Origin of the sequence: Bradyrhizobium liaoningense (assembly GCF_018130825.1) — a bacterium.
Taxonomy (GTDB): Bacteria; Pseudomonadota; Alphaproteobacteria; order Rhizobiales; family Xanthobacteraceae; genus Bradyrhizobium; species Bradyrhizobium liaoningense_B.
On record NZ_JAFCJS010000004.1, the window covers coordinates 305570 to 324825 of the forward strand.

Genomic DNA, 19256 nt, shown 5'->3' on the forward strand with positions numbered 1-19256 from the left:
ATGAGCCTGCAATCCGTTCGTGCCTTCTTCGCCGAGAACGCCCCCGACATCTCCGTCATGGAATCCCCGATCAGCTCCGCGACCGTGGCGCTGGCGGCCGAGGCCTATGGCGTCGAGCCCGGGCGGATCGCCAAGACACTGTCCTTGCGGATCGGCGAGCGCGTCATCCTGATCGTCGCCGCGGGCACCTCGCGCATGGACAACAAGAAGGTGAAGGCGCAGTTCGGCGGCAAGCCGAAGATGCTGGGACTGGAAGAGGTCGCCGAGATCACCGGCCACGAGGTCGGCGGCGTCTGTCCGTTCGGACTGAAGGCGCCGCTGCCGGTCTATTGCGACGTCTCGCTGAAGGCGTTCGACGTGGTGGTGCCGGCTGCGGGCTCGACCCACAGCGCCGTGCGCATCACGCCCGACCGTATGGCCGAGCTGACCGCGGCCGAATGGGTCGATGTCTGCGAGCACAGGCCGTAAGGCGGCTACGGCGCGTCGTCACCGACCGCGGCGCGCAGATCGAGCGCATTTGATGCCTGCCATGGCCCCGACTGCCTGATGCATTTGCCGGTCAGGGAGGCTACCATGGGGGCCATGACCGACGACAAGGTGAAGCGACGACTGACCACCGTCCTGTGCGCTGACGTGCACGGCTATTCTCGCCTCATGGAAGCAGACGAGACCGGAACGCTGGAGACGCTCCGCCGCTACCGCACTGCCATTGCGGGGTTGGTGGAACGTCACGACGGCCGCATCGTCAATACCTGGGGCGATGCCGTCATCGCCGAGTTCGCCAGCGTCGTCGAGGCCGTGCAATGTGCGGTCGAGATTCAGCAGGAAATTTCCAACCAGGATTCGGACCCACCTCACGCGCCCCCGATGCGGTTTCGCATCGGCATCAACCTCGGAGACGTGATGGTGGACGGTTCCGACATCTATGGCGACGGGGTCAATATCGCGTCACGACTGCAAGAACTCGCCGACCCCGGCGGCGTCGTGATCTCGAGCTCCGTCTACGATCAGGTGCACAACAAATTATCCGTTGGCTTCGACTGTCTCGGCCAGCGGCCAATGAAGAACGTTGCGCCCATGACCAGTTATCGGGTGACCATGAGCGGCCGGACCGGCCAGGGACGGAGCGTCGCAGTCGACGAAAGCCCAACTCGCCGGGAGGAAGCCGGTCACCTCCAGGTTGGCGACAGGCGCGAGCCATCCTCGTGGATGCATGCCGTCTTGGATGGGCTGGCAAGGCTGCCCCGCCCGGTTGCAGCGGCCCTCACAGTGTCGGCCTTTCTGATTCTGATCAATGTCTTCACCGGCATGCACAAGATCTGGTTCCATTGGCCAGTCGCAGCACTGCTCTTCGCAGTTGTCCTGCGGACAGCGCTCCGACATCGACCTCAGTCGGACAGCAAGGGGGAGCGCTGAACGAAGCGGTGACCGCATCGTCGCGCCTGCTGCTGCGCGCTTTTCCGGATCATGCTTCAGTCGTCGTCATAAGGCCGCGGCGGAGGCGGCGGAGCATTGTAGCGCGGGGGCGGCACAACGCGATTGCGCGGCACCTGCTGCGGCTGCATCTGGTTGTTGGACTGGAACACGGCGCGACAGCCGCTTGAGAGCAGCGGCGTGTTCTGCTGCAAGCAGGCCGTGATGCGGCTCACGTCCGGAATCTGGTCGCTGCACAGGCGCCATACATCCGGTGTGCAGGCCATCTGCTGTTCCATTGTTCCGCGATATTCCTGGGCGGAGGCAGCGCTCTGCGCGAAGATGCCGCCGATCGTGAGCGCCACACCCAGCGCAATCCGCTTTGCTCGCATGTCCAGATCCTTCTCGATTCCCTCGAATTCTCATCAATCAATGAGGCGCGAGCCGGTTCTGAACCAACAACAAAATGTGAAGGCGGAGCTGGAACCTACTCCACCTTGCCGATCTTCTTCACCGCCGCAATCAGCCGCGCGCTGTCAGCCGCGACGAATTCGGAGAAGGCCGGCGCGTCCTGATAGGCGACGAGACTGCCTGATGTCTCGAAGGCCTTGAGCACGTCGGGGCTCGTCATCACCTGCGCCATCGCCTCGCGCAGGCGCGCCGCGATCGGCGCGGGAAGAGAGCTCTGCGCAAAGAGGCCGGCCCAGATGTACATCTCGACGTCCTTGTAGCCGAGCTCCTGGAAGGTCGGCACGTCAGGGAAGCTCGCGATGCGCTGCGCGCCGCAATTGCCGAGCACACGCAGCTTGCCGTCCTCGACCTGCGGCTTCAGCGTCCCTGGAGCTGCGGCGATCGCCTGCACGGTGCCGCTGAGCAACGCGGTGAGCGCGGGGCCGGCGCCGCGAAACGGCACGTGCATGAGCTTGATGCCGGCGCTGTTCGCAAACATCTCCATCGCGACGTGGAGCGTGCCATAGGGACCCGACGAGCCGTAGGTGATCTGGCCCGGCCGCTTCCTCGCATCCTCGACGAAATCCTGCGCGGTCTTCCATGGTGCCGAGGCCGGCACCGCGAGCAGCGTGGGATCGGCCAGCACGCGCGCGATCGGCATGAACTGCGAGACCTCGTAGGCGACGGGACGGTCGAACAGCCGGTCGGCCTCGGGGAGCACCGCGAGCGAAGACAACGTCATCAGCAGCGTGTAGCCGTCGGGCTCGGCGCGCGCCGCTGCGGCATTGCCGACCGACCCACCGCCGCCGCCGGCACGGTTGTCGACGATGACGGGCTTGCCGAGGACCCGCTCCAGCGCCATCGCCACCGGGCGCGCCGCGAGATCGGCCTGGCCTCCGGCCGGGAACGGCACAATCATGGTGATGTTGCGCGCCGGATAGGCCTGCGCGAAGGCCCTGTCCGGCCAGGCAGCCCGCAACAACGGCAATGCCGCAGCGGCGCGCAAGAGATCGCGTCGATCCATGGTGGAGCCTCCCCCTGATTTTCTTTGTTTCTCCGGCCAGCCTAGCTTGGCCGCCGGCAAGAACAAGTCGTTTAACCAAGCCTTAACCATGTCCGGCCAGGTGCGGAACGCATCCCCGGACCCGCGGGTTGCCCTTCCCGGGAGGGAGTGATGCACAATCTTCGGACTATCGACGTCGCCCTGGACGAGATGCTGGTCAATCTCGCCGCGATCGTGTTGCGGCTTTCGGAGCCGGACGTGACGCGAACACCGGAAGCGCGGCGGGCCCTGGCGAAATCCGTCCATCAATACGCGGTTTGCGCGGCCCATTCGACCGACCCGCGCGTCCACGAGTTGAAGACGCGGCTGGAGGGAACGCTGAAGCCGAGCCTGCGCATCGTCGCGATCAACGGTGCCAGAGTGCAGTAGTCGAGCTCGTCTCCGCGAACGCAGATGCGGTGGGCACGCTTCGCTTTGCCCACCCTACGATAGTCTTTGCGAACGTGGCCAAATACAACGCAAGATCTCGTAGGGTGGGCAAAGGCGCGCTCTTCGCGCGCCGTGCCCACCATCATTCGCCGAAATGCCCCGCGATGTCCCGCATATCCCCTCCCCAATCCAACGGAAGGGCCCCCTGCTCCACATAACGATGGAAGCTGCTGAGAGACCAATCGCGCACCCGGGTGACGAGCCCATGCTTCACGGGATTGAAATGTATGTAGTCAACGTGCCGCTCCAAATCCGCGTCATCGCGAATGGCGTGCTCCCAGTAGCGGCGCTGCCAGATGCCCTTCTCGCGCTTCTTCAATTTGCTCATTGAAGGCGGCCCAGCCTCCAAGCCACGCGAAAATCCGCCCTTGATCACATTCCAACGCGATGAGAAGTCGATGTCGCCCTCCGGCAACGTCCAAATCGCGTGGAGGTGATCTGGTAAGATACAAATCGCGACCGTCTCGAATGGCTGGCGCTCAAAGACGGCTCGGTAGATTCGTCTCAGGCGATCAGCTTGATCGACGAGCAGCGTGCTCGACCGATCAGCGAGCACAACGGTGAAGAAGAACATCCTGCCCTGTGCGCGCCGATATCGAGACACTTGGTATCCCCTCAGGCGAAGACGTGGGCACGCTTCGCTTTGCCCACCCTACGATAGCTGCGTTTAGGATAGACTAGCGAGGTCTCGTAGGGTGGGCAAAGGCGCTCTTGCGCCGTGCTCACCAAACATAGTCACGACATCTTCAAACCCTTCTTCGGCCGCCGCTTGCAGGTGCCCGGCAGCTTTGCCGCGAGGAAATCGCCGAGCGCTTCGACGCGCGCGGGGCGCGGGCCGCCAGGTGGCGTCACCAGGTGCACGGCGCCTTCGGCCTGCTTCCAGTCCTTCAGGATCACTTCGACGGCGCCGGAGGAGATCGCTTCGCCGACGATGAATTCGGGCAGCTCGGCGATGCCGAGGCCGGCGATCAATGACGGCATCACGGCTTCGCCGTTGTTGACGCGGAGCGGGCCGCCCGGACGCACGCTCGCCTGCTCGCCGGCCGAATTGGTGTAGTGCCAGATGTTGGGCGTCGACATGTAGGCGTAGCTGAAGCATCTGTGCTCGGCCAGATGCATCGGATGCGTCGGGCGGCCGTGACGCTTGAGATAGGACGGCGCGGCCACCGTGAAGCGCGGCATGGTGAACAGCCGGCGCGCGATCAGCGAGGAGTCCGGCAGCCGCGCGATCCGCACCGCCATGTCGAACCCCTCGCCGATCAGATCCACGGTCGCATCGCTCAGATGCAGATCGACCGAGACTTCCGGATAGGCCTCGAAGAACTCCGGCAGCAGCGGCGCCACGGCCTTGATGCCGAATGTCATGGGCACGGCGAGCCGCACCAGGCCGCGCGGCGCCACCGACTGCGCCAGCGCCTCGTTCTCGGCCGCCTCGCCGTCGGCGAGCAGGCGCGTCGCGCGGTCGGCAAGCTTGTGGCCGGCATCGGTCAGCGCGAGGCGGCGCGAGGTGCGGTTGAACAGGCGGGCGCCGAGCCGCTCCTCCAGCCGGGTCACTGCCTTCGAGACCGTCGCCTTGGACATCGTCAGCTCGCTCGCGGCCCCCGCAAACGACCGTAATTCCACGACTTTTGCGAAGATCGCGAGCGCCTCGAAATCGGGGAGTTTTGCCATGGGAGCCGATCCAATCGGGGTATTTAAGGAAACAATGCGTTTCAACAGTTTCTATTTCTATACCACAGGCGGAGGCTTATCCAAGGGTCAATCGCAAACCCACGGAATGGAGAAATCCAATGACCAAGAAGCTTTCAGGCAAGGTTGCCCTCGTCACCGGCGGCTCGCGCGGCATCGGCGCGGCCTCCGCCCGCGCACTCGCCGATCAAGGCGCTGATGTCGCGATCAGCTATGTCGCCTCGCCCGACAAGGCGGAGGCCGTCGTCGCCGAGCTGAAGGCGAAGGGCGTCAAGGCGCGCGCGTTTAGGGCTGACCAGGCTTCGGCAAAGGATGTGACGCAGCTCGTCAACGATGTCGCCAGGGAATTCGGCCATCTCGACATCCTCGTCAACAATGCCGGCGTCGCCGCCGGCGGCGCGACCGACGATGCCAATGCAGATACAGACGCGCTGGCGCGCCAGGACCAGGTCAACGTGCATGGCGTGATCGCGGCGATCCGCGCGGCCTCGCAGTTGATGGGTGAAGGCGGCCGCATCGTTACCGTGGGCTCGATGCTCGCAGACCGCGCCTCGTTCCCGGGCCTTGCCGACTACGTCGCCACCAAGGCGGCCGTCGTCGGCTACACCAAGGGTGCGGCGCGCGACCTCGGACCGCGCGGCATCACGGTCAACGTGGTGCAGCCCGGCTCGATCAACACCGACATGAACCCGGACGACGACCGCGACTTCGCGGAAGCCCAGCGCAAGCAGCACGCGCTGCAGCGCTTCGGCCGCCCAGAGGAAGTCGCCGCAGGCGTGGTCTTCCTCGCAAGCCCGGAAGCCTCCTTCGTCACCGGCACGGTGCTCAATGTCGACGGCGGGTTCGGCGCCTGAACAAGGCGCCACTCGTCCAACCCAGGGAATCACGAAGATGATCGAACTCAGACCTTTCAATAAACTCGGCGGCGCCGACCACGGCTGGCTCAAGGCCAAGCACCATTTCTCCTTCGCAAGCCATTATGACCCGAACAACATGGGTCATGGCGCCTTGCGGGTGTGGAACGACGACGAGATCGCGCCGAACACCGGCTTTCCCGCCCATCCCCACGCCAACATGGAGATCATCACCTATGTGCGCGAGGGCGCGATCACCCACCAGGACAGCCTCGGCAATGAGGGGCGGACTGAAGCGGGCGACGTGCAGGTGATGAGCGCCGGCAGCGGCATCCGCCACTCCGAGTACAATCTCGAGCCGACCCAGACGCGGATCTTCCAGATCTGGATCGAGCCGACCACGCGCGGGGGCCAGCCGACGTGGGGCTCAAAGCCTTTCCCGAGGGCCGACCGCTCCGGCAAGCTCGTCACCATCGCGAGCGGCATCGAAGGCGACACCGACGCACTGCCGATCCGCGCCGACGCGCGGGTGCTCGCCACCACGCTGAAGGCGGGCGAGAGCGCGGAGTACGAGCCGCAGAAGTCGCGGCACCTTTATCTGGTGCCCGCGGCGGGTTCCGTCGAGATCAACGGCGTGCGCGTCAACGCCCGCGATGGCGCTGCGATCCGCGACGAGGATCGGCTGAAGATCACCGCGCTCGAAGACTCCGAGCTCGTGCTCGTCGACGCGGCTTAACGATCCAAACGACCAATCACCTTAGCAATCCCAACGGAAACCACACATGACCAAAGTTCTCGTCCTCTATTATTCCGCTTATGGCCACATCGAGGCGATGGCCAATGCCGTCGCCGAAGGTGCGCGCGAGGCCGGCGCCACCGTCGACATCAAGCGCGTGCCCGAGCTGGTGCCGGCCGAGGTCGCAAAAGCCTCCTACTACAAGGTTGACCAAGCTGCGCCGGTCGCCAAGGTCGAGGACCTCGCCAATTACGACGCGATCATCGTCGGCACCGGCACCCGCTTCGGCCGCATGTCCTCGCAGATGGCTAACTTCTTGGACCAGGCCGGCGGGCTCTGGGCCAAGGGCGCGCTGCACGGCAAGGTCGGCGGCGCCTTCACCTCCAGCGCGACCCAGCATGGCGGCCAGGAGACGACGTTGTTCTCGATCATCACCAACCTGCTGCATTTCGGCATGGTCGTGGTCGGCCTGAACTACGGCTTTGCCGGCCAGATGAAGCTCGACGAGGTTACGGGCGGTGCGCCCTACGGCGCCACCACGATCACCGGCGGCGACGGCAGCCGCCAGCCCAGCGCGAACGAGCTCGCCGGCGCGCGCTATCAGGGCCGCCAGATCGCGGAGACCGCCAGGAAACTTCATGGCTGAGCTGCATGGCTGATGCGACACGGGCGGCATTCTCATTCGGGAATGCCGCCCCATCTTTCGTGCACGGAATATTTCACCTGAAGCGATACGAATGGCTTTCGAACTCTTGTTGATCGCGCAGATGATCCGCAAGCCTGCGCAGGCGCTGGCGCGGCGATGGTATTGCCGCAGCCTGTTCCGCGCCTCGCGCGGCCGGTTTCACTGCGCGGGGTGCACGGGATCGTGAGACGCGTTCCCCATTACACTTGCGTGATGTCGGCGTGAGGCTGAACTAGCCCCGTCGGCATGGGCGCCGGCGCCGTCGACAGCCACCAGCCCTCGCCGGCAAACCAGCATGTCTCGTCGAGAGCGCCGTCTCGCCGCAGCGACTGCACGCTTTCCCATCCCTTTGCGAACGCCTCGGCCAGTCGCCGGGCGGCATCTTCATCCTGCAATCCCGCGCAGCCGATGAACTGGGCGCGGCTGAGGAATTTCGCGGGCCAGATCGCGCCGTCATCCGGGCGCGTGATCATCAACATGCCGCCGAGCGTGCCTTCGGGCGCGAGCGGAAACACCAGCCGTCCGCCGGGCCGCAGCGCCTCGAGCCATTCCGCAGCCGGCTGCGCCGCGCCCGCGCAGACATAGATCACGTCCGCAGCCGGCAGATCGGAGGCGATTCCCGAACGGTCGCGCACGTCGACATGAGCGACATCCTTGAGATTGTCGCGCGCAAGTCCCGCCAGGCGCTCGTCGATCTCGTAGGCATGAACGCGGCCCCCGGGGCCGACGAGATGCGCGAGGATCGCGGTGTAATAGCCGCTGCCCGCGCCGATCTGGATCACGGTCTCACCTTCCCTGACGGCGCAGCCGGTGAGCCAATAAGCATGTGCACTGGGCATGCCTATATTGAGGCCGCGCGCCGGATCCAGCGCGAGCAGCGCGTTCTGATAGAGGAAGGCGGGATCATCGTCAGGCGTGACCACATAGGGATGACCGCCGAGACAGATCGACCACGGCCCTGGTCCGACGAAAGGCTCGCGCCTGACGGTCCGGAAGGCCTCCTCAAGACGCGGATCCGCAGCTTTCGCCGCGGTGCAGATCAACTGCGCAAAGAATGCGCGATACTTTGCCGAACGATTGTCCATGTCGCCTCCGGGAAACCAAGGCGACGATAACACAACGTGCGCGACAACCGGAAACTACGCAATCGCGGGCTTTGTGACGGCGCGGTGAGGTGGCCTCGCCTCAACTGCGCTCGATTTTCCTCCTGACGAGGTCTTTGCCGATCGGCCGCGCCGGTTCGCTCCGCAGCACCAGCGAGGTCGTGACCGCGCCAAAGCCAGCGATGCGATCCACGATCGTCTCGAGGTCCTCCGGGGCAGGAACGAGCACCTTGAGCACGAAGCAGTCGTCGCCGGTGACGCGATGGACTTCGATGATGTGAGGAATCTCGCTGAACCGTTTGAGGCAGGTCTTGATGTGCTCGTGCGAGGTGCGCAGGCGCACCAACGCCATCAGGCCCAGCCCGAGGGCGCGCGGATTGATCCGGGCGCCGTAGCCTTCGATGATGCCGGCTTCCTCGAGCCGCTTGACGCGTTCGGACACAGCCGGCTGGGACAATCCGACGGAGCGGCCGAGCTCGGACAGCGGCACGCGCGCATTGGCCTGCAGCGCCTCGAGGATCTTCAGATCCTTGGCATCGATGCTTCCGAAGCGATCCAACAAAACTCTCCCTTCCGCCTTGAGATCATCGGCAGATGGTCGATTCCGCCGATGACTTGCCATGTGATGCAGGACCGCGATCGGTCACACTGCGACGTCACCTCAGATATCACGGGACGTTCATGCACGACATCATCACATTGCCGGGGCTCGGCGGCTCGGGAGACACCCATTGGCAGACGCTGTGGGAGCGCACTGATGCGCGCTTCACGCGCTTCCAGCCGGCGAGCTGGGATCAGCCGGATCTCGACGACTGGGAGCAGGCCCTGGAGCGCGCGGTCGCGCGCTGCGCGAAGCCGCCTGTTGTGGTCGCCCATAGCCTCGCCTGCCTGCTGGTGGCGCACTGGGCCGCGCGCTTCCCCTCCGCGATTGCCGGCGCCTTTCTGGTCGCCCTGCCCGATCCGGATGGCGGCAATTTTCCCGCGGAGGCCGTGGCGTTCAAGCCGGTGCCGGACCATCCGCTGCGCTTTCCCTCGCTGATCGTCGCGAGCACGAATGATCCCTATGGAGCGCTCGAGGTAACACGGCGGCGAGCGCAGGCCTGGCAGTCCGGCCTGATCGTGGCGGGCGCCCTCGGCCACATCAATGCCACGAGCGCGCTCGGCGACTGGCCGCAAGGATGCGCGTTGCTCGACGCCTTTCGCGTGGGCCTTTCGAAGTAACGGCGAAACGGGCGACGCCCGTCAGCGCGCCCCCTTGCCCATCGCCCGCGCCGCAAGAGCGGCGAGCCTGGGGTGACGGCGCAGGCCCTGCGCAGCGTGATCGCGCCAGGCAAAGGGTCGTCCGCGCCAGGACAGCGCCACGCTGGCATCGGTCAACGGCACCTGCTCGGCGCCAAACCGGCGCTTGTAGTCCTGATTGCCGACGCTGAGATCGAAGCGGCGCGCGCCCAGCGCATGCAGCGCTGCCATGGTGCGCTCGGTCACGAGCAGCCCCGGAGAAAAGTTCGCCCAGGTTTTGCCGGTATGACTGATGCGCAGCAGGAAATAGGTCGCGCCATGGCGGACGCCGAGCGTGGTCGCCGCGATGCCCTTGTCACAGACCAGGGCCGAGATGACGGCGTAGCCTTCAGCGACACCCCGGCGTGCCACCTCGCGATAGAATCGGGCGTGAACATCGTCGTTCAGGACGAACGGCGAGCCAAGCTGTCTCATCCGCTCCGCCTGCTGCAGGTCCATCACATCGAGGAATTCGTGCGCACGCCCGGCATCGGTGGCGATCTCGAACCGCGCATTGCCAAGGCGGCTGAAGACGCGCCAGCACCGCGGCATTTGCAGACGCCTGATCGAGGCCCGATAGGCTTCATAGTCGTCGCCGATGAGCACGAGGTTGCCGTTGACCGAGCAGGATCCCGCGCGGCCGAGCGACACCAGCGGGTTCGGCCTGCCGGCGACCTGCGCCGGCATCTTCTTCAGCCGCAGCAGGTCGAAGCCGTCGGGCAAGGCGCGCAACGCCTCGACCAGCGCCCTGCCGATCGCATCCATCGGCGCTGCATCGAGCGCCAGGATCGGCGCGTTGTTGTCGGAGACACCGAGATCGGCGAACTCGACGATGCGGATGCCGCGCCTGACATGGCTGATCATCGGCACGACCGCGAGGTCCTTGCCGGTCGCGACATCGGAGATCACGGCGATCAGCGGCGCGACGTCGCCAAACGCTTCGTACCAGGCACCGAGCCAGTAACCATGCTGGAAAGCGGTGCGATGGCCGGCACTCAGGCGCGATGCGGCCTGCCGCCAGTCACGCACGAAATCGACTGCGATTCCCGACGTGCTGGACACAAGACCATCTGGTTGCTCGACGCTGAGAAACGTCATCCCGAGAACATATGATTACCGAATGTTTCGAGATAGATTATGTTTTGCCGCAGACCACAAGTGACGTCGCTGCTTATCGTTAAGCACGTGCAACCACGGCGCCGCGACTGCGACAAGCTGTCAGCACTGGGGTTCCGTCTGGTCAACGCACTGGAACCTGGCGAGGAAGTGCAGGCCGGCGACCGCGAGGGCGAACATGAACCAGATCGGATTCTGCCGTTCGAGCAGGAAGGTCTCGGTGGCGCCGTAGTACAGGCCGAACAGCCAGACGGTCAGGAACAGCTTTGCCAGCGCGCCGCTGCGATTGTGAGCCTGGGCCGACTGGAAATTGCCGAGCGGTGCAAGCACGAAGACGAGGATCACCAACGCCAGCCCCGGAAGGCCGATGGTGACCGCGAGGTCGAGATAGGAGTTGTGGCTGTGCGCCGCTGACGTCGCCCATTCGGAGCCCTGGGCGGTCTGCCGCGCGGAGACGTCGTCCCAGAACGCCGCATAGCCGTGGCCGATGATCGGCTTTTCGGCGACCGCCGCGAGCGCGAACTCCCAGATGGCGGAACGGCCGGTGAAGGTGGGATCGAGCGGAAGCAGCCGCGTCATCGCTCCGAGCGCCGGGCTCAGCACGCTGCCGACCGTCAGCAGGTTCATCACGATCAGCGGCACGAAGCAGATGAGCCGCTTCAGCCACAGGCTTCGCGTGACATAGACCAGCGAGGCCAGCGCGTAGATCGCAAGACACAGCACCGAGGAGGTCTTGCCGCCGGTAAAGATCAGGAAGATGCCGGCGAGCGCGGCGATCGCCGGTCCCATCACAAACGACCCGACGGCGGACAGGTAGATGCCGACATAGACCAGGATGGTCATGACAGGCGAAGCCACGTTCTTGTGGCCGAAGCTGCCGCGCCAGTCGCCGGCGAGCTGCGGCTCGCTGACGTCGAGCGCGGTGTGGATCGAATATTGCGGGGCGAGGACAACACCGAGATAGCACAGCGCGAGCAGTGCGAGTGCGGCGGCGCCGAGACATAAATTGAAGCTGCGCTGCGTCGGCGGCAGGAGCGGCAGCAGCACGGCGAGCGAGGTCACGCTGGCCGCGAGCACGAAACGCTGGATCGAGACGCCGCGGCTCTCGGAGAAGACGATGTTGATCATCAACCAGCCGACCAGACACACATGCAGCGGCGTCACCAAGCTCTTCAGCGCGGGTGCATCCGTGACCGCGACGAGCAGCACCGCGACCGCAGCCAGCAGGCCCCAGGCGACGTAGGTGAGCGCCATGCGTCCGCCGACCACGGTCGCCGCGTCCTCGCTGCGCAGGTCGGGAAACGGATCGAGCGTCACCAGGATGAGAAGCAGGGCCGCAATCGCGACGAGACAGCGCGCCGCCCGCACGGCATTCAACCCGGCAAGGCCGTCGCGCACGATGTGGCCGAGCGATGGGGCCTCGACGTCAGTCGTGTCAGCGGCGCTGCGATCCATGGCTCAAGGCAGGTGGTGAAGCCGAAGCCTCAGCTCCTAGCTCATCCCCGTTAACCGTCCGTCAACCAGCACGCAGCTCTGCGGCCGCGCGGCCCTGTCGCACTCCTCCATATTTCTGCAAGGCTCGATGCCGACGACTTAACGTTACTCGACGAAACCGGCACCGCGCAGGCCTTGTCGGCAACGATTCGCCGGTAATGCGAGTATCATCCGCCGCCAAGTTTGCGATCGCTGAGCACTGGCAGCTCGCCAGATGCGCCCCGGTTAACAGATCATTAAAGACGAGCCGCCGCTTGATTATCGCCGAAGACGTTCTCGAATTGCCGGCCAGCTCACGCGTGGCGGTGGCGCCGCGTCTCCCGCTGCAACCCGGCTCGCCCGGGTCGGTATCCGTCGTCATTCCCGCCAAGAACGTCGCCGCCTATATCGGCGAAACCCTTGCCAGCGCGCTGACGCAGGCGGAGGTGACCGAGGTGATCGTCGTCGACGACGGCTCGATCGACGAGACCGTCGCGATCGTTCACGCCATCCGTGACCCGCGACTGCACCTGATGAGCAACGACTCCGCCGGCGTGTCGGCGGCGCGCAATCTCGGCGCGCGACATGCGAGCGGCGAGTGGCTGCTGTTCCTCGATGCCGACGACCGCCTGCGCCCCGGCGCGGTGGCGGCGCTGCTCGCAACGGCGCGCGACGCTCCGCGCGCGGTCCTCGTCTATGGCGACTACAACACGATCGACAGCGAGGGACGGCAGATCGGCCGGCGGGGCCTGCTGAAAGGACGCCGCAAGCCCTCCGGCGACGTGCTGGCACGGCTCGCCAGCGGCAACTTCCTCGTCAATGGCGGCATCGCGCTCGCACGTGCCGAGGCCTTCCGCGCCACCGGCGGCTTCGACACCTCACTCAGATATTGCGAGGACTGGCATTGCTGGTGCCGCCTCGCCGCGATCGGCGAGTTCGAGTTCGCGCCGAAGCTGCTGCTTGATTATCGCCTGCACACGGCCAACACCATGAACGCGGCGGTGCGGACGCCGAAGGATTTCTTTCCCGCGATCGCGCGTGTCTTCGACGACGGCCTGATCCTGGCGAGATTGCCCGAAGGCACGGCCGCCGGGCTGCGCCTCGCCGCGGAGATTCATCTCGTCACCTATTCGGCGATGCAGGCGGTCCGCTTCGGCAGATATCGCGACGCTCTCGGCTATCTCGCAATGGTTGGCAGGCGCTCGCTCAAGGCGCTGCCGCGCGCCGCGGCCAGGACAGCTCTCGCCCGCTTCGGCATCTAACTCTGCTCTGCAGCGTCAGGATACGATCTTCGAGGCCTCATAGGGCTTCGGCTCGATGCCGAATGCTGCCAGCATGGAACCGAACGCAACCAGCGCAGGATGCATGGCGACGACCGCCTTCGACGTCGCCAGCAGACGCGCCGTACGCAGCAACGACAGTGGCAGGCGACCGAGCATCTGCGCGAACACACGCAGCCGCGCCGCCACGCTCTGCGCAGCCTTGTACTGCACACGATAATTGATCGCACCGATGCGCAAGCCCCGCTTGGCGATCCAACCGAGGCTGGTGCGGCTCTGCGGTACGGTCTCAGTGATGACCGCTTCCGCCGTCCAGTGAAACAGCATGCCGGCGTCGCGGCACCGTACGAAGAAATCGCAATCGCCGCCGCCGAGGAAGTTGAAGCGCAGATCGAACGCAGGCTTGTCGAACCGCTCGAACGCCGCGCGGGTGATCAGGCAATTGCCGCAGCCATAGATCAGCGGTACGGCGCCGCTGTAATCATAAGCCGGGCAGAAGGCGGGATGACGCGCGAGCCACGGCTTGCTGTCGTCGTCGAAGACCGGCAGCACCGGGCCGCCGACCACGTCGGCGCCGGTCGCTTCCGCGGTGCGGACCATCAGCTCGAGCCAGTCGGGCGAGGCGATCTCGTCGTCGTCGATCATCAGGAAGCGGGTCGCGGCGGGAAACAGCGCCTGCGCCGTCTCGAACGCGGCGTTGATCGCCTGACAGTTGCCCTGCCGCTGCTCGACGAGGCAGATGCCCTGGAGCCTGCCGTCGGCGAGATATTCCGCGGCGACCGGCGCGCTCTCGCGCTTTGCCGCGTCATTCTCGACCATGACGACGGCAAAGGAACGCGGGGTGCGCTGGTTCACGAGCGAGTCCAGCGTCAGCCGCAGATGCTGCGGGCGGCGGAAGCAGGGAATGCAGACGACGATGCCGACCGACAGGTCGATGACGCGGGAGCTCGCCGCGATCTCCCGATTGGGATCGCGCACGGCATCCGAGATCCGGCTGGCGGAAAGGTCTGTCGGGATCAGCGTCATGACGTTCTAGATGTCCGAGATTTATTGAAAAAGCCCTGCATCAACCGCGTGGATCAGCGTTGTTCTGTGACGGCACATCACCGCGGGACAGATGCGTCCCAAAATGAACGACCGGCCTGGAAGCGCAGGACGGCAACAAGTCGCCGATCGGCTCGCATACATGCACTTAACCGCTTTCGCGCGTTTCTGCTGTAAATCCTCGCGAACATGATAGTGCAATTCGCAGTCCACTACGCTGCGAACGGGCCAACATGGACAATGCCGTAGTTAACGCCCATCCGCATTAACCCGACCGTAAGCACCGCGACCGGTGAAACGGCGCGGCATCGGATTTGCTCTTCGGGCATGCGGGTTTTTTCCTGTAAATTTGAATAGAACAAGCGCGGTCAGAAAATATGAACAAGCCAGCCACGATCGATTTCGCGACAGCCACGGCGATCGACGCCCCCGCGACCACACTCGTCCAGGCGCTGCATGATCTGGTCCCCGGCGAAGCCCGCGACAGCCTGCTCGCCGTTCACAACCTGCTGCGCCGCGAGCTGCCACGGGGCCGGCTCGCCATCTATGAAGCGGGCGGCGGCTCGTGCAGCGTTCTGCCGCCGGAATTGCTGAGCCGCAGCAAGGTCAGCGTCGTCGACATCGACGAGGACCAGGTCCGCAACAACACCTACGCAGACGAGGCGATCCTCGGCGATGTGCAGACCTACAGCTTCGGGAGCGAAACCTTCGATCTCGTGATCTGCTACAACGTGATCGAGCATCTGCCCCATGTCGATGCGGCACTCCTGAACTTCCGCGATGCGCTCAAGCGCGGCGGGATGATCCTGATCGGCGCGCCCAATCCGCGCTCGCTGTCCGGCGTCGTCACCAAATATTCGCCGCACTGGTTCCACGTCTGGTTCTACCGGCACATCCGCGGCATCAAGGACGCCGGCCTGCCTGGCGAGCCGCCGTTCCCCACCTTCTTTCATCCGCTGGTGACGCTGCCGCGGCTCGAAGCATTCGCAGCTGCCAACGGCCTCGAGATGATCTATCGCCGTGAGGTCGAGAGTCCGCGCTATCCCGAGATGCGCCGGCGCAAGCCGCTGTTCGCCGCGCTCGTCGATGCCGGCGCCGCCGTGCTGAACGCCATGCTCCCGCGCGGCACCGACGTCCGCCGTGGCGATTATCACGTCATCCTGCGGAAAAGCTGACGACCATGCGCGCGCAATGCACCGCGGGCAACGCGCAGTCTCGCGGCCTCGTTGCGCGCGGTAACGAACCGTTAATCTCTGAGGGACCTCGGCGTCACTGCGACGCGCCGAACGGCGGCCTGCGCTTAAACGCTTTGTTTGCCATTTCGGTGAATAGTCCCTCAATGAGTATGGTTAATTTTCCCTGTTGCGTTGATTGGGCACCTATATCCCGGGTGCGTGGCGTAAAGCGAAGAGTAACTCCTCAGCCCGCGGCCGTTGGAATGAAAGCTGGGGACTATGCTGGACTATAACCAGCCGATCAATCGGGCGAGACCAGAGGCCCCGCAACAGACACCCCAGACCGGCTTCAACGTGCTGGAACTGGTCAACCTGCTTTGGCGGCGCAAGGTCGCGATTGCGGCCGCCGCCCTGCTCGGCGCGACGCTCGCGGTCACGGTCGGCAAGAGCCTGACACCCCGCTACACCGCCACTGCCCAGCTCTATGTCGACCCGCGCGAGCTCCAGCTCGTCGATCGCGAGCTCACGCCCCGCGCGCAGGATGTCTCCGGCATGTCCATGGTGGTGGAGAGCCAGGCGCGCCTGATCACTTCCAACAGCGTGCTGCTCCATGTGATCCAGCAGGCGGGTCTCGACAAGGATCCCGAATTCGGCGGCGGCGACGCCAAGAGCCTGATGTCGTCGCTGCTCGGCCTGATCGGCCTCCAGCCCCGCGCGCCCTCCGCCGCCGAGACGAAGGAAGTGCAGCTCGCGGCGCTCGACGCGCTGAACCGACACATCACGATCCGCAAGACCGAGAAGAGCTTCATCGTCGACATCGAAGTGTGGTCGACCGATCCGGCGAAGGCGGCGATGCTCGCCAACACGCTGACGAACGCGTACCTCACGGAGTCCCGCAACTCGCAGGCTTCGGCCGCGCGGCGCGCTACCAACGATCTCTCCGGCCGGCTGAAGGAGCTGCGCGAGCGGCTGCGCAATGCCGAGACCGCGCTTGCCACCTACAAGGCCCAGAACAATTTCGTCGGTACCCAGGACTCGCTGATCAGCGACCAGCAGCTCTCCGCCAGCAACCAGCGGCTTTCCGCAGCCCGCGCGGCGACCATGGATTCGCAGGCCCGGCTCGACCAGATCGAGGCAAGCCGCCGCACGGCGGCCGATGCCGGCGCAATTCCCGAAGCGCTGCAATCGCCGACCATCGCCAATCTGCGCGCGCAATATGCCGATGCCCGCAAGAAATATGCGGAGCAGGCCGGCGAGCTCGGCCCGCGCCATCCGGCGCTGCGCCAGACCGAGAAGCAGGTCGAGGATCTCAAGCGCACCATCAGCGAGGAGATCGATCGCTTCGCCCAGTCGGCCAAGAACGATCTGACGCGGGCCCGGGATTACGAGGCGTCGCTGAACCGGGCGCTGGAAGCGCAGAAGCGGCAGAGCGTCCAGCTCAGCCAGGCGGCTGTCCGCCTGCGCGAGCTCGAGCGCGAGGCCGATGCCAGCCGCGACGTCTATCAATCCTTCCTCAAGCGCTCGCGCGAGACCGAGGAGCAGGAGACGCTGAACACCTCGGCCGCCCGCGTCATCGGCGAGGCAACCGTGCCGCAGCGGCGTTCGTTCCCGCCGGCCATGAGCCTGTTCGCCATGATCGGCTTCATCTTCGGCGCCATCGCTGCGTCGGGCTGGTTCGTCGCGGCCGAGCTGTTGTTCGCCGGCGCGACCGCACCGGCGCCGGCTCCGGCCCGCCCCCAGCGCACGCCGGCCCCGGATCCTGCGCGAGCGCCGCAGGTGGCACGAACTCCAGAGACCGAGCAGCCGCAGCAGGTCTCGCGAGCTCCGGAGGTTGCGCAAGCTCCGCCGGAAGTCGCTGCGCCACCGCTGCAACCTTCAATGGTCGAAAGACCCCTGATCGAAAAGCCGCTGATCGCGCGCCTCCAGGAGGCCGACGTCATCCACACGCTCGGTGCCATTCTCGCCACCGGCGGCGGCGTCGACCTGACACGGCTGGGCTGGCCGACGCTGCGCCCCGGCTTCCCCCTGACGAGCCTGCTCAACGCCTGGCGCGACATGCGCGCGGCGGTGGCCCGGCGCGCCGGCGGCAAGGCGCTGCCGGTGGTCGCGTTGCTCGGTCCCGGCGAGACCACCGGACGCAGCGTGACCGCGCTGAATTTCGCGCTCGCAGCCGCGCGCGACGGCGCCCGCGTGCTGATGATCGACGCCGACCATCTGGCGCATTCGCTCTCGAACAAGGTCAACCGCAACGGCAAGAGCGAACCGAGCAAGCTCGGCTGGCTCTCGAACGGCAGCAAGGCCGCACGCGAGATCAAGACGGTCAACGGCATCTCGGTGCTGCCCGCCGCTGAGGGCGATTCCGGCAAGGCGACCGAGGCCATCCGCAAGGCGATCGCGCAGGCGCGCTCCGCCGGCGGCTACGACCTCGTGATCCTCGACGGGCCGGTGACGCCGCTCGCGAGCGCGGGCCGCAAGCTGCTCGATGACGTCGATGCGCTGGTGGCGGTGCTGCCGACCAGCATGGACATCAACGACGGCCTCGAAGAGATCCTGAGCACGCTCGGCCGCGCCGAGCGCAAGCTCGTCGGCGTCGTGCTCGACGAGCTCACCCCCGCAACCCAAGCGCGCCAGCGAGGCAGACAATATGCTTGAGCGCCGCGTCAACCTGGACGGACGGGCCGCAACCGCCGAGGTGCCGCGGATCACCGTCGGCGGCCTTCGCATGGCCGCGCTCGACCTGGAAGCGACCGCCGATTTCATGATCGAGGCCACCGATCCGCAACATCGCATCGGCCGTCCGCTGTACCTGACCTCGGCCAATGGCGAGGTGCTGGCGCGCTGCTCGACCGAGCCGCAGACCGAGCGCCTGTTCCGCGCGGCCGATATGATCAATGCCGACGGCCAGCCGCTGGTGGCGGCTTCAAGACTGCAATCCTGGTTCCCGCTGCCCGAACGCGTCGCGACCACAGACCTGTTCCACGTCGTCGCGCGCAAGGCCGAAGCTATCGGCCGCACCTTCTACATGTTCGGCGCCAGCGAGGCCGAGAACGCCACGGCGGTCGCGAACGTCCGCAGCCTGTATCCGAACCTGAAGATCGTCGGACACAGCCACGGCTATCTGCGCGGCGAAGCCCTGCGCGCGAAAGTCGAGGAGATCAACGCGCTCGCCCCCGATTATCTCTGGGTCGCGCTCGGCGTGCCCAACGAGCAGGCATTCGTCGAGGAATACACGCCGCTGCTCACCAATGTTGGCGTTATCAAGACATCCGGTGGCTTATTCAACTTTTTGTCGGGCAGCCGGTCCCGCGCGCCGCAATGGATGCAGAAATTCGGACTCGAATGGGCCTGGCGCACATGGCTCGAGCCACGCCGCCTGTTCTGGCGCTATTTGACCACCAACCCCCGCGCGCTCTATCTTCTCTTCAGCCGCAAACGGCCCTTCAATCGCTGAGAGAAGAGTAGCATACG

Annotated in this window: 21 protein-coding genes; 12 read left to right on the forward strand and 9 right to left on the reverse strand. The window is 65.6% G+C overall.

All coding sequences use genetic code 11. The features are described 5' to 3' along the window. Complete coding sequence (locus JQ603_RS20130; protein WP_212341954.1) at positions 1-468, forward strand: YbaK/EbsC family protein; 468 nt, start codon at positions 1-3, stop codon at positions 466-468. Between the two features lie 114 nt (positions 469-582). Then, on the forward strand, positions 583-1416 hold the full coding sequence (locus JQ603_RS20135; protein ID WP_212341956.1) for an adenylate/guanylate cyclase domain-containing protein: 834 nt from the start codon (positions 583-585) through the stop codon (positions 1414-1416). Between the two features lie 56 nt (positions 1417-1472). Here JQ603_RS20135 and JQ603_RS20140 read toward each other — a convergent pair whose 3' ends face one another. Continuing rightward, entirely contained in the window at positions 1473-1805 is a 333-nt protein-coding gene (locus tag JQ603_RS20140; RefSeq protein ID WP_212341958.1) for a hypothetical protein, read from the reverse strand. 95 nt (positions 1806-1900) lie between these two features. Beyond that, positions 1901-2887: a tripartite tricarboxylate transporter substrate binding protein gene (locus tag JQ603_RS20145; RefSeq protein ID WP_212341960.1), complete on the reverse strand. Its 987-nt coding sequence runs from the start codon at positions 2885-2887 to the stop codon at positions 1901-1903. A gap of 150 nt (positions 2888-3037) precedes the next feature. On the opposite strand from JQ603_RS20145, the gene JQ603_RS20150 reads away from it, so the two are divergent. Then, positions 3038-3295 carry a hypothetical protein gene (locus tag JQ603_RS20150; RefSeq protein ID WP_212341962.1) on the forward strand — a complete coding sequence of 86 codons (258 nt, stop codon included), beginning with the start codon at positions 3038-3040 and terminating at the stop codon, positions 3293-3295. A gap of 142 nt (positions 3296-3437) precedes the next feature. Here the strand turns inward: JQ603_RS20150 and JQ603_RS20155 are convergent, their stop codons facing one another. Both JQ603_RS20155 and JQ603_RS20160 read right to left on the reverse strand, forming a co-directional pair. Continuing rightward, positions 3438-3959: an REP-associated tyrosine transposase gene (locus JQ603_RS20155; protein ID WP_212341964.1), complete on the reverse strand. Its 522-nt coding sequence runs from the start codon at positions 3957-3959 to the stop codon at positions 3438-3440. A gap of 131 nt (positions 3960-4090) precedes the next feature. Further along, positions 4091-5026 carry a LysR family transcriptional regulator gene (locus JQ603_RS20160; RefSeq protein WP_212341966.1) on the reverse strand — a complete coding sequence of 312 codons (936 nt, stop codon included), beginning with the start codon at positions 5024-5026 and terminating at the stop codon, positions 4091-4093. Between the two features lie 119 nt (positions 5027-5145). Between JQ603_RS20160 and JQ603_RS20165 the strand changes: the two genes are divergently transcribed. The 4 genes from JQ603_RS20165 (at position 5146) to JQ603_RS38325 (ending at position 7506) form a co-directional block, all read left to right on the forward strand. Continuing rightward, complete coding sequence (locus tag JQ603_RS20165; RefSeq protein ID WP_212341968.1) at positions 5146-5898, forward strand: SDR family NAD(P)-dependent oxidoreductase; 753 nt, start codon at positions 5146-5148, stop codon at positions 5896-5898. Between the two features lie 37 nt (positions 5899-5935). Then, on the forward strand, positions 5936-6634 hold the full coding sequence (locus JQ603_RS20170) for a pirin family protein (RefSeq protein WP_212341970.1): 699 nt from the start codon (positions 5936-5938) through the stop codon (positions 6632-6634). 46 nt (positions 6635-6680) lie between these two features. Beyond that, entirely contained in the window at positions 6681-7280 is a 600-nt protein-coding gene (wrbA, locus tag JQ603_RS20175; protein ID WP_212341972.1) for an NAD(P)H:quinone oxidoreductase, read from the forward strand. A 91-nt stretch (positions 7281-7371) separates the two neighbouring features. Further along, positions 7372-7506: a hypothetical protein gene (locus JQ603_RS38325; protein ID WP_018648458.1), complete on the forward strand. Its 135-nt coding sequence runs from the start codon at positions 7372-7374 to the stop codon at positions 7504-7506. 13 nt (positions 7507-7519) lie between these two features. On the opposite strand, the gene JQ603_RS20180 is transcribed toward JQ603_RS38325, so the two are convergent. Both JQ603_RS20180 and JQ603_RS20185 read right to left on the reverse strand, forming a co-directional pair. Continuing rightward, positions 7520-8404 carry a protein-L-isoaspartate O-methyltransferase family protein gene (locus JQ603_RS20180; protein WP_212341973.1) on the reverse strand — a complete coding sequence of 295 codons (885 nt, stop codon included), beginning with the start codon at positions 8402-8404 and terminating at the stop codon, positions 7520-7522. A 100-nt stretch (positions 8405-8504) separates the two neighbouring features. Beyond that, the gene (locus tag JQ603_RS20185; protein WP_212341974.1) at positions 8505-8981 is read right to left on the reverse strand and encodes an Lrp/AsnC family transcriptional regulator; all 477 of its coding nucleotides are present in this window, start codon (positions 8979-8981) and stop codon (positions 8505-8507) included. Between the two features lie 122 nt (positions 8982-9103). On the opposite strand from JQ603_RS20185, the gene JQ603_RS20190 reads away from it, so the two are divergent. Then, entirely contained in the window at positions 9104-9643 is a 540-nt protein-coding gene (locus tag JQ603_RS20190) for an RBBP9/YdeN family alpha/beta hydrolase (protein WP_212341975.1), read from the forward strand. Positions 9644-9664: 21 nt separating this feature from the next. Here the strand turns inward: JQ603_RS20190 and JQ603_RS20195 are convergent, their stop codons facing one another. Both JQ603_RS20195 and JQ603_RS20200 read right to left on the reverse strand, forming a co-directional pair. Continuing rightward, positions 9665-10798, reverse strand: coding sequence for a GNAT family N-acetyltransferase (locus tag JQ603_RS20195; protein ID WP_212341976.1), 1134 nt, complete (start codon positions 10796-10798; stop codon positions 9665-9667). A gap of 120 nt (positions 10799-10918) precedes the next feature. Further along, positions 10919-12271: an O-antigen ligase family protein gene (locus JQ603_RS20200; RefSeq protein WP_212341977.1), complete on the reverse strand. Its 1353-nt coding sequence runs from the start codon at positions 12269-12271 to the stop codon at positions 10919-10921. A gap of 293 nt (positions 12272-12564) precedes the next feature. Here JQ603_RS20200 and JQ603_RS20205 point away from each other — a divergent pair, with 293 nt between their 5' ends. Further along, the gene (locus JQ603_RS20205) at positions 12565-13551 is read left to right on the forward strand and encodes a glycosyltransferase (protein WP_212341978.1); all 987 of its coding nucleotides are present in this window, start codon (positions 12565-12567) and stop codon (positions 13549-13551) included. Positions 13552-13566: 15 nt separating this feature from the next. Here JQ603_RS20205 and JQ603_RS20210 read toward each other — a convergent pair whose 3' ends face one another. Then, positions 13567-14595: a glycosyltransferase family 2 protein gene (locus tag JQ603_RS20210; RefSeq protein ID WP_212341980.1), complete on the reverse strand. Its 1029-nt coding sequence runs from the start codon at positions 14593-14595 to the stop codon at positions 13567-13569. A 395-nt stretch (positions 14596-14990) separates the two neighbouring features. Between JQ603_RS20210 and JQ603_RS20215 the strand changes: the two genes are divergently transcribed. From JQ603_RS20215 to JQ603_RS20225, 3 genes are all read left to right on the forward strand, one after another. Further along, entirely contained in the window at positions 14991-15788 is a 798-nt protein-coding gene (locus tag JQ603_RS20215; RefSeq protein ID WP_212341982.1) for a class I SAM-dependent methyltransferase, read from the forward strand. Positions 15789-16067: 279 nt separating this feature from the next. After that, positions 16068-18440 carry an exopolysaccharide transport family protein gene (locus tag JQ603_RS20220; protein ID WP_212341984.1) on the forward strand — a complete coding sequence of 791 codons (2373 nt, stop codon included), beginning with the start codon at positions 16068-16070 and terminating at the stop codon, positions 18438-18440. Then, positions 18433-19239, forward strand: coding sequence for a WecB/TagA/CpsF family glycosyltransferase (locus JQ603_RS20225; RefSeq protein ID WP_212341986.1), 807 nt, complete (start codon positions 18433-18435; stop codon positions 19237-19239). The genes JQ603_RS20220 and JQ603_RS20225 overlap by 8 nt, the downstream gene beginning before the upstream one ends. The last annotated feature ends 17 nt before the right edge of the window (positions 19240-19256 follow it).

What these genes read in the sequence shown, in the direction of transcription:
- JQ603_RS20130 (WP_212341954.1), top strand. Translation starts at nt 1, where the DNA reads ATGAGCCTGCAATCCGTTCGTGCCTTCTTCGCCGAGAACGCCCCCGAC.
- JQ603_RS20135 (WP_212341956.1), top strand. Translation starts at nt 583, where the DNA reads ATGACCGACGACAAGGTGAAGCGACGACTGACCACCGTCCTGTGCGCT.
- JQ603_RS20140 (WP_212341958.1), bottom strand. Translation starts at nt 1,805, where the DNA reads ATGCGAGCAAAGCGGATTGCGCTGGGTGTGGCGCTCACGATCGGCGGC.
- JQ603_RS20145 (WP_212341960.1), bottom strand. Translation starts at nt 2,887, where the DNA reads ATGGATCGACGCGATCTCTTGCGCGCCGCTGCGGCATTGCCGTTGTTG.
- JQ603_RS20150 (WP_212341962.1), top strand. Translation starts at nt 3,038, where the DNA reads ATGCACAATCTTCGGACTATCGACGTCGCCCTGGACGAGATGCTGGTC.
- JQ603_RS20160 (WP_212341966.1), bottom strand. Translation starts at nt 5,026, where the DNA reads ATGGCAAAACTCCCCGATTTCGAGGCGCTCGCGATCTTCGCAAAAGTC.
- JQ603_RS20165 (WP_212341968.1), top strand. Translation starts at nt 5,146, where the DNA reads ATGACCAAGAAGCTTTCAGGCAAGGTTGCCCTCGTCACCGGCGGCTCG.
- JQ603_RS20170 (WP_212341970.1), top strand. Translation starts at nt 5,936, where the DNA reads ATGATCGAACTCAGACCTTTCAATAAACTCGGCGGCGCCGACCACGGC.
- wrbA (WP_212341972.1), top strand. Translation starts at nt 6,681, where the DNA reads ATGACCAAAGTTCTCGTCCTCTATTATTCCGCTTATGGCCACATCGAG.
- JQ603_RS38325 (WP_018648458.1), top strand. Translation starts at nt 7,372, where the DNA reads ATGGCTTTCGAACTCTTGTTGATCGCGCAGATGATCCGCAAGCCTGCG.
- JQ603_RS20180 (WP_212341973.1), bottom strand. Translation starts at nt 8,404, where the DNA reads ATGGACAATCGTTCGGCAAAGTATCGCGCATTCTTTGCGCAGTTGATC.
- JQ603_RS20190 (WP_212341975.1), top strand. Translation starts at nt 9,104, where the DNA reads ATGCACGACATCATCACATTGCCGGGGCTCGGCGGCTCGGGAGACACC.
- JQ603_RS20195 (WP_212341976.1), bottom strand. Translation starts at nt 10,798, where the DNA reads ATGACGTTTCTCAGCGTCGAGCAACCAGATGGTCTTGTGTCCAGCACG.
- JQ603_RS20200 (WP_212341977.1), bottom strand. Translation starts at nt 12,271, where the DNA reads ATGGATCGCAGCGCCGCTGACACGACTGACGTCGAGGCCCCATCGCTC.
- JQ603_RS20210 (WP_212341980.1), bottom strand. Translation starts at nt 14,595, where the DNA reads ATGACGCTGATCCCGACAGACCTTTCCGCCAGCCGGATCTCGGATGCC.
- JQ603_RS20215 (WP_212341982.1), top strand. Translation starts at nt 14,991, where the DNA reads ATGAACAAGCCAGCCACGATCGATTTCGCGACAGCCACGGCGATCGAC.
- JQ603_RS20220 (WP_212341984.1), top strand. Translation starts at nt 16,068, where the DNA reads ATGCTGGACTATAACCAGCCGATCAATCGGGCGAGACCAGAGGCCCCG.
- JQ603_RS20225 (WP_212341986.1), top strand. Translation starts at nt 18,433, where the DNA reads ATGCTTGAGCGCCGCGTCAACCTGGACGGACGGGCCGCAACCGCCGAG.